9 protein-coding genes are annotated in these 8,684 nt (G+C 48.0%); 7 read left to right on the forward strand and 2 right to left on the reverse strand.

The annotated features are described in order from the left end of the window. A partial coding sequence (locus tag GY683_RS08285; RefSeq protein WP_297288279.1) for an META domain-containing protein occupies positions 1-769 on the forward strand: 769 nt, incomplete at its 5' end. Positions 770-854: 85 nt separating this feature from the next. Here the strand turns inward: GY683_RS08285 and ruvC are convergent. Further along, a complete protein-coding gene (ruvC, locus tag GY683_RS08290; protein ID WP_297288280.1) occupies positions 855-1,439 on the reverse strand; it encodes a crossover junction endodeoxyribonuclease RuvC in 585 nt (194 codons plus the stop codon). Between the two features lie 169 nt (positions 1,440-1,608). On the opposite strand from ruvC, the gene GY683_RS08295 reads away from it, so the two are divergent. Both GY683_RS08295 and GY683_RS08300 read left to right on the forward strand, forming a co-directional pair. After that, a complete protein-coding gene (locus GY683_RS08295; RefSeq protein WP_297288281.1) occupies positions 1,609-2,220 on the forward strand; it encodes an FxsA family protein in 612 nt (203 codons plus the stop codon). 129 nt (positions 2,221-2,349) lie between these two features. Continuing rightward, entirely contained in the window at positions 2,350-2,913 is a 564-nt protein-coding gene (locus GY683_RS08300; protein WP_297288282.1) for a hypothetical protein, read from the forward strand. Positions 2,914-2,954: 41 nt separating this feature from the next. Here GY683_RS08300 and GY683_RS08305 read toward each other — a convergent pair whose 3' ends face one another. Then, the gene (locus tag GY683_RS08305; RefSeq protein WP_297288283.1) at positions 2,955-3,896 is read right to left on the reverse strand and encodes a LysR substrate-binding domain-containing protein; all 942 of its coding nucleotides are present in this window, start codon (positions 3,894-3,896) and stop codon (positions 2,955-2,957) included. A gap of 277 nt (positions 3,897-4,173) precedes the next feature. Here GY683_RS08305 and GY683_RS08310 point away from each other — a divergent pair, with 277 nt between their 5' ends. Genes GY683_RS08310 through GY683_RS08325 form a run of 4 tightly spaced genes read left to right on the forward strand, consistent with a single transcriptional unit; the run spans position 4,174 to position 8,653 of the window. Further along, the gene (locus tag GY683_RS08310; RefSeq protein ID WP_297288284.1) at positions 4,174-5,706 is read left to right on the forward strand and encodes an MFS transporter; all 1,533 of its coding nucleotides are present in this window, start codon (positions 4,174-4,176) and stop codon (positions 5,704-5,706) included. 17 nt (positions 5,707-5,723) lie between these two features. Further along, entirely contained in the window at positions 5,724-6,563 is an 840-nt protein-coding gene (gene prmC / locus GY683_RS08315; RefSeq protein ID WP_297288285.1) for a peptide chain release factor N(5)-glutamine methyltransferase, read from the forward strand. Further along, complete coding sequence (locus GY683_RS08320) at positions 6,556-7,341, forward strand: HesA/MoeB/ThiF family protein (protein ID WP_297288286.1); 786 nt, start codon at positions 6,556-6,558, stop codon at positions 7,339-7,341. Before prmC ends, GY683_RS08320 begins: the two co-directional genes overlap by 8 nt. 25 nt (positions 7,342-7,366) lie before the next feature. After that, positions 7,367-8,653, forward strand: coding sequence for an AarF/ABC1/UbiB kinase family protein (locus tag GY683_RS08325; RefSeq protein WP_297288287.1), 1,287 nt, complete (start codon positions 7,367-7,369; stop codon positions 8,651-8,653). Positions 8,654-8,684 lie beyond the last annotated feature (31 nt).

The following is an 8,684-nucleotide window of genomic DNA, read 5'->3' on the forward strand; positions in this document are numbered from 1 at the left end:
CATGACAAAAACAATCATTCAAGCCTTAATGTTGTGTACGCCATTGGCATTGATGGGCTGTCAGCTCAATAATGATGTGGCGATGCCCAATCGTGAACCGACCACCATCACCAAGTCTTTGGCGGATGAGCTGTACGAGTATGATTGGCGACTTGTTGCGTCTGATGATGATAGATTTAAGCTGTTCATTGAGACACGCTCGGTGTATTTGACGGCAGCTGAGGATCGATTAAGCTTTGGCGTGGGATGCAATGTGCATTCTGCTGGCTTTACGCTAACCAAGGATATCTTAACCATCAGCGACGGTGTTGCTGCGACTCGTAAGGCGTGCGACCCCAGCGCTCATGAGGCTGAACGAGTGCTGGCAGCGTCATTTACCAATGCCAAATTAACACTAAAAGTTCAAGATGATCGTCAGGCTGTCATGACGCATACGAACCAAGGTAAAAGCTGGACATGGCAAGGAGTCAAAAAACCTGACGTGCTGTACGGTGAGCCGGTGGTGCTATATTGGGAGATTGAGCCTGAGCCGATATTGTGCGCCAATAACGCCCCAAACTGCTTAAAGGTGCGCAATGTACGCTATGATGACCAAGGCATTAAGATGGGCGCGGGTGCTTGGCGTGAGTTTGATGATGTGATTGAAGGCTATCATCATGAGACTGGGGTGAGTAAAATCATCCGTCTAAAAGCCTATACGGACAAATCCACAGGCGAAACCGTCCACGTCTATGACAGTACGGTGGAGTATGGATTAGATGATCGTTGATTGATAGCATACATATAAATAAAGCACCGCGATATGGGTGCTTTATTTGTATCTGATGTAAATTTACCACAGCCGAATCAAGTCATTAGCGCAAATTCAAGAAATCCTCTTCGGACAGCCGCCAACGACCTTTCTTTTTTGAGCTGCTGCGACCTGCCAATGCCGTATTACCCAAAAGCTTATGCATGGAGTGGCTTGAATGTGCATGACAAATGGCGCACGCCAAGCCATCGGCGGCATCGGCTTGTGGTACGACCTCTAATGACAGAATGCGGCATACCATGGCAGAGACTTGTTCCTTATCAGCGGCACCATAACCGCAGACGGCTTGTTTGATTTGGCGGGCGGTGTATTCTGATACCGTCAGATCAAGCGCGGTTAAGGCAGCGATGGCAGCGCCACGAGCTTGTCCAAGCTTTAACGCAGAATCGGGGTTACTCGCCATGAATACCTGCTCAATGGCAGCGTGCATGGGCTGATCGCTGTATTTTTGGTAGTGTTTGACGATGCGCGATACCCCAGAGAATATCTGCTCAATGCGTGTCGGCATGTCGCTGCCATCGGTGCGAATCGTCCCTGCATCTAAGAAGGTGAGCTTGTCCGCTTGGGTGCTGATGATGCCATAGCCTGTCATGCGTGAGCCAGGGTCGATGCCGATGATAAGAGTCATAAATTTGCCAAAAGTGTCAAAACTGAATAATTGTGCTAAAATCTGAAATGCTGGGCTTGAATTTTTTATATTTGCCCAAATTTTTGAATGTACCAAGAGATTGCCATAGTATAGCGCATTTTTGGTTGTTTTTGAATTTATTCACTGTTTAGGTTTTTAAGGAAAATATATGGGTGCTGTTGTTGGCATTGCGTTGGTTTGGTTTATCATTGAGATGCTGCTTTGGTATCTTGTTGCGCAGTTTGTGAGTGGTTGGTGGGTGTTCTTCTGGTTTATCATCGCTGCTGTCATCGGTCTGATGCTGATCAAAAATGCCGCCGCCACACTTAACCCAATGGCGCAGCAGCTCAAACAAATGCAAAGCGGCGTTATCCCCAATCCTGCCAATCAGCCCGCCGAATCTACCGTTGCCAAGTCAGTTGCGACAGGGATTGCAGGTTTGCTGTTGCTATTGCCAGGTTTGTTGAGCGATGTGGGTGCGGTATTGCTGTTATTGCCATTTGTGCAGCGCAAACTTACCACCGCCGCCAAGAATTACGCCCTAAAAAACCAAGATAAGATGATGCAGATGATGTCTCGTCAGATGGGCGGTCAAAGCCCGTTTGGTATGGGTGGTACTGTCAATCCGAATAACCCATTCGGTCAGGGCAATCCATTCGGTCAAGGTGGTGGTTTTAGCGGCTTTGGTAAAGGTGGCTTTAATCAAGGCACGACCGTCGATGGAGAGGCTAAGCCTGTCCAAAAAGACATTAAGCGACTGCCATCTGCCAATGATGAATGATTAAAATCTATCAAACCCGTCCAGTGTGGCGGGTTTTTATTGCGCCTTATGACTGTTTTAGTTAATATAAAGGCTTTATGAAGTGGATGAATGATGATGAGAAAGGTTGTTTTGTTTGGTGGAATGTTGATGTTGGCTGGGGCTGCTCACGCCAAAGAGTTGCCCGAAGGGTTTAATGAGCTTATACGCGCCAATGAAGGCTGTCATCTTAACAATCCATTCCCAAAGCCCAAAGAAACTGTCTCATGGACAGGCGGCTGTGTTGATGGCTTGGCTGAAGGATTCGGGGTGCTGCGCTGGTATAGTGATGGCGTGCTAACTGATACCTATGTTGGTGAATACAAGAAAGGTAGGATCAATGGCGTGGGGCAGTACACATGGCGAGATGGTGGCATTCAAACAGGTGTCTGGGTGGATGATGTCATGCAAGGATTTGGCGAGGCTATCTTGGGTAAGGGGTCGCGTCGTGGCGATGTCTATGTTGGTAATTTCAAAGATGGCATGATGCATGGACGAGGTAAGTATCATTTTCACATGCATAATGAAGATTTTCAAAAACTATCAGGCGGCAGGGCGGTTGATTTGAGTGACATTGCGGTTCGTAGCGGGAAATATTGGATCCTTGATGTTATTCATGACCATAATGATGTGGTAGCGGTGTGCGGCATCCATGAGCATGAAGACTGCGAGTAACCAACCCACGGCTCGGCGCGGATTGGTTGTAATATACTGATTTAACCTGCAAATTGCGCTTGGCACAGCTTGATGAATTCATGCCCGAATTTACGAATTTCGCTGTCGTCACGCACCGCAATCCAACTCGTGAATCGCCCAAAGTGTGTGATGGGGATCGCCACAAGGTCTGGATAATGTTTAGGTTCGTAAGCCATTTCGGCGATGATGCCGATACCAAGACCTGATGAAACATATGTGCTAATCACATCGGAGTCTAGCGCCGCTAGGACGATGTCTGGGGTCAGCCCTTCTTTGGCGAATGCCTTGTCAATCGCACCGCGACCAGTAAAACCACCATGATACGTCACAATCGGATAGCTCGCCAGAGTAGGCAGATCCACGCCATCAATCACGCCTGCCAGCTCCGCCAGTTCATGATCCTTAGGCACGATGACCACGTGTGACCAATCATAATAGCGGTGACAGCGCAGAATGTCATTATTAAGCAGGCTCTCGGTGGCGATGCCAATATCGGCCTGTCCACGAATCACCATCTGCGCGATGGTCTCTGGGTCAGCTTGTTGAAGTACCAGATTGACTTTGGAGAATTTCTCGCGGAAGGCTTTGACGATACTGGGTAGGACATAGCGCGCCTGAGTGTGCGTGGTGGCGACCGTCAATGTGCCTGCCGCGGCATTATTAAAATCTAGGCTGAGATTTTCAATCGTGCGAATCTCAGCAAATATCGCTTCAATGTGCGGTAATAATGCCTTGCCAATGGGTGTCAGCCCTGTCAGGCGCTTGCCTTGACGGGTGAAGACGTCTGATTTTAGCTGGTTTTCTAGAGCGGCGATTTGTTTGGATAAGCTTGATTGACTGGTGTGTAGCAGTTCAGCAGCCTGGCTAAGGTTATAGCCATTAACCACGGTGTGCCAGACGGTTTCGAGTTGTTTTAGCTGGATTTGTAGATGACGCTGATTGATGACGATGTCAATTGCCATGAGAATGCCCGATGATGTAAACCAAATAAGACCAAAAATGTTCGTAAAATAATAAAGCTGCCGATGAGTGGCTTTAACTCTGCCATTATAAAAATATTGACATAAAAACAAACCGCTAAGACAGTAAAAGTATATTCCAAAATTGAATATACTGCAAAATTTTATTCTAAATAATGACTTAATTAACAATAAACTTTGCAAAAAAAGCATTTTTATCTTAATATTGCACCATTTATCTTAATTTTAAGATCTGTATTATTATCAAAAGAGATGGTTCATGACTGACTCAGTTCGCTCGACTTCGTCGTTCGCCGCCTTTAAAGAGGCGTATTTTAACCCGCAGGCGCTTGCCATGCTGCTCTTGGGCTTCGCCGCCGGTGTGCCGATTCTGCTAATTTTTAGCAGCTTGGGGCTGTGGCTGCGTGAGGCGGGCATTGATCGCAGTACGGTGACGATGTTTAGCTGGGCGGCTTTGGGCTATTCGTTCAAATTCATCTGGTCGCCTTTGGTGGATGTATTGCCTGTACCCGTGCTTAATAAATGGCTCGGTCAGCGTCGTGCATGGCTTCTATTGACACAGATGGGCATCATCGGTGCGATCGTGCTCATGGCGAGCGTTGATCCAGCACAGTCTAGGCTGTCTATCATGGCACTCGGCGCGGTGCTGCTTGGCTTCTCAGCGGCGACGCAGGATATTGTGATTGATGCGTATCGTATCGAATCAGCACCCAGTCAGATGCAGACCGCGCTGTCAGCGACTTATGTCGGTGGCTATCGTATCGGTATGATTGTCTCTGGGGCGGGGGCGCTGTATTTGGCTGATTTTTTTGGTTCGAGCGAGGCGGCTTATAGCTATGCAGCATGGCAAAAAACCTATCTCATCATGGCGGCGGTCATGCTCATCGCTGTGGCGACGACCTTATTCATTCGTGAGCCAAAATACGCTGTCAAAAAAGAACACATGAATTCAACTTCCGATAATCTGCGCTTGCTTGTTGTCTTTGCGTTATCGGTGATTGGATTTATCTTCACCTATGTGCAGGTGGGTGGTGTGCTACCCGAGACGGATAGTGTAGGTTTGGGTTTCTTGTATGGTGTGGTGCGATTCATATCAAGTGGCATCGTGATGGGTGTGATCGGCTATGCGCTGGTAGAGATTGGCTTGGTGGCTAAATCTGTCGCGACGCGCGCGTGGGTGATGCCGATCAGAGATTTCTTTGAGCGTTATGGCAAAAAGGCACTGTTGGTGCTCGCGCTCATCGGACTGTATCGTATCTCAGACATCGTCGCTGGTAACATCTCTAACATCTTCTATCAAGACCTAGGATTCACGAAGACACAGATCGCCAATGCGGTGAAGGTCGTTGGTGTGATTGCAGCCATTGGCGGGGGATTTGTTGGTGGCTGGATCGCACAAAAAACTGGCGTCATGCGTGCGATGATGATTGGCGCATTGCTTGCTTGTGCGACGAATTTGCTGTTTATCTTGTTATTTTATACGCCGACATCGTTCATGATGTATATGGCGGTCATCACGGATAACTTGGCGGCAGGACTGGCAAGTGCGGTATTTATTGCGTTCTTGTCGGCTTTAACTTCCATTCGCTTTACGGCGGTTCAGTACGCACTGTTCTCATCACTGATGACGCTGTCGCCAAAGATTCTAGGTGGTTATTCAGGGGCGATCGTCGATGCGACGAACTATCCTGTGTTCTTCGCCATTACCTTTGTGATTGGCATTCCGATTCTGTTATTGGTGTATTTGGTGAATAAGCACATCACCATCGAAGAACCTGTCATTAAGAAATAATTTATATTAAACAGCATATGCTAAATCAATCCATCACAACCATCAAGCAGCAATGTCGCGCCATGAGTAGTGAGGCATTGCCTTATCATTGGCTTGAAGGCTGGCTCATGTCTGTGCTGGACAAAGACAAGCTGTTCTTAATGATGCATGATGATTATGTGCTGACTGCGGATGAATATGACAGATTCATGCAAGGCGTGACACGAATGAGGTCAGGCGTGCCGTTGGCGTATCTGGTGGGCGAGCAGGATTTTTTTGGGCGTACGTTTAAGGTGAATCCCAGCACGCTCATTCCTAGACCTGACACCGAAAGACTTATCGAGGTTGTGCTTGATTGGCTAAGCGTCCAAGCCATAGATTCGCCAAGCATCTTGGACCTTGGTACGGGTTCGGGGTGCATCGCGATCACGCTTGCCAAAGAATTACCAGCCTCGAATGTGCTGGCAGTAGACATGTCGGCAGATGCGCTCGCGGTTGCGATACAGAATGGGCAGAGATTGGCTGCGGATAATTGTCGTTGTGTGCAGTCGGATTGGTTTGATGCGGTGTGTGGCGAATTTGATGTGATCGTATCGAATCCACCCTATATCGATAAAGCTGACGAGCATCTAAATGCACTTCACCATGAGCCAATGACGGCGCTCGTGGCAGATGACATGGGGCTGTCTGACATCATGACGATCATTAGCGGTTCGGTAGAATATCTGAAATTAGGCGGGCTTATTGCCATTGAACATGGTTATGATCAAGGGCAAAGCGTTCGTGAATTATTCGCACAACAAGGCTTTGATGATGTGCAGACCATCAAAGATTATGGTGGCAACGATCGGCTAACGATGGGGGTGTGGCATGGCTGAGCAAAATATACAAATAAACTCTGAACTAACAGACGGCGAACTCATGCGCTACTCTCGGCAGATTCTACTTAATGGCTGGGACATGGACGCGCAAACCCGCCTAAAAAATAGCACCGTTCTAATCGTGGGTGCGGGCGGGCTTGGCTGCCCTGTATCTCAAATATTGGCGCGTGCTGGGGTGGGCAGGCTGCACCTGATTGACCATGATGTGGTGGATGATAGCAATCTACAGCGCCAAACATTATTCACCAAAGAAGACATTGGTCAATCCAAAGCCAAGACCGCCTGCCATAAGCTACGTGAACAAAACGAGCTCATCAGCATTGACCATAAGGATGTCAAGCTTACCGATGAAAATATCGGCGGTCATCTTGAGCAGATATCGCCTGATTTGGTGATTGATTGTACGGATAATTTTGCCATCAGAGATCTATTAAATCACGCCTGTCGTCAGCGTGGACTGCCTTTATTGTCCAATTCAGCAATCGCAGAGACGGGACAGATTGCGTTATTCACCAAGGAAACCGGCTGTTATCAATGCCTGTTCGGCGCCGAGAGGGGAGATGAACTCAACTGCGCGACATCTGGTGTTCTGGGCAGTACGGTATCCATTATCGGCTCGATGAGCGCTCAGGTGGCGTTGGATTTTTTGGGCCGTGGAAATAATCCGATCGCTCACGAACTTGTGCTGTGGCAGGGGCGTAGCATGAGCCTGCGCAAGATGAAATTTGCCAAAGATGCGACTTGTGTCATCTGTTCTACTACCAATGCTATTTGAAATTTAAAATTATCAAAAAGAAGCCATGCTAAAAAAATCACCATTATCCTTAGTCAAATCCTCCGTCAGCACATCGCTCAATGTTCTTGGACGCATCCAAAAAACCGCAAGCGTAGCAGGGCTGTCAGCGCTTAGGGTGGCGCAAGGCGAAAAGATGGACGCACAGCTACTCAAAGAATCATTTGAGCAGATGGGCGTGACTTATATTAAGCTTGGGCAATTCATCGCAAGTACACCGTCTATTTTTCCTAGAGAGTATGTACTTGCATTCCAAGACTGTCTAGACCAGACCACGCCTGTGCCGTTCGATGAGATTTTGGCGGTATTGCGCGAAGAGCTTGCGAACGATGAGCGCGGTCTGGGCGATATTTTTAGTTATATTGACCCAAAGCCCATCGCATCGGCAAGCATCGCGCAGGTGCATAAGGCGGTGCTGAGTGATGGCAGGAAAGTTGCTCTAAAGGTGCAAAAACCCAAAGTCGCCGCGATCATTCACACTGACTTGACCGTGTTGCACAGCAGTTTTTGGGTGGTGGAGAAGATCATACCATCGATGCGTGCAGCGAATCTTGCGCCTATCCTGGATGAGATGCGCGCGCGTATGCTGATGGAGACGGATTTTTTGGCGGAGAGTCGTCATATTGAACGATTCAGAGATTATCTAAAGAAAATTGGCAACACCAAAGTTACCGCACCTACTGTGCACAAAAATTTAACCACCAAGCGCGTATTAACGATGGATCTATTGGTGGGTAAGTCTTTAGTCGATGAGACCTTGGGGCTTACCAATAATGCTGAGCACGCCAAGCAAGCGATGAGCGATGTGCTCGACACTTGGTTCTTGTCATTGATGATAATGGGTGAATTCCATGCTGACCTACACGCGGGTAATCTGATGATGCTAGAAGATGGTCGGATTGCGTTTTTGGATTTTGGTTTGGTGGGGCAGATCGAACCTAAGAGTTTGCAGGCGTGCTTTATGTTGGTGCAGAGCCTACAGGTGAGCGATTATTTGGGTATAGCTCAGGCGATGGTGGACATCGGCATGACAAGCACCAAAGTGAACGTCAATCGACTTGGCGAGGATCTGCATCGAATGCTGGGCAAGGTCGGTAAAGATAATCAGCCAGAGAGTCTAAATGTGATGATGCTTGAATTGGCCGAGATTGGCAAACGTCACGGCATTCATTTCCCTAGGGATTTTGCGCTACTGCTTAAGCAGCTGTTGTATTTTGATCGCTTTATGGTAACACTTGCGCCTGATATGGAGCTGTTTGAGGGTGAGCGTCTGAAGATCGTTGGCGATGGTTAAACGAGCTTCACTAAGACGCTTACCAGCGAGA

Source organism: Moraxella sp. (assembly GCF_024227015.1).
In the GTDB taxonomy this organism is placed as follows: Bacteria; Pseudomonadota; Gammaproteobacteria; order Pseudomonadales; family Moraxellaceae; genus Moraxella.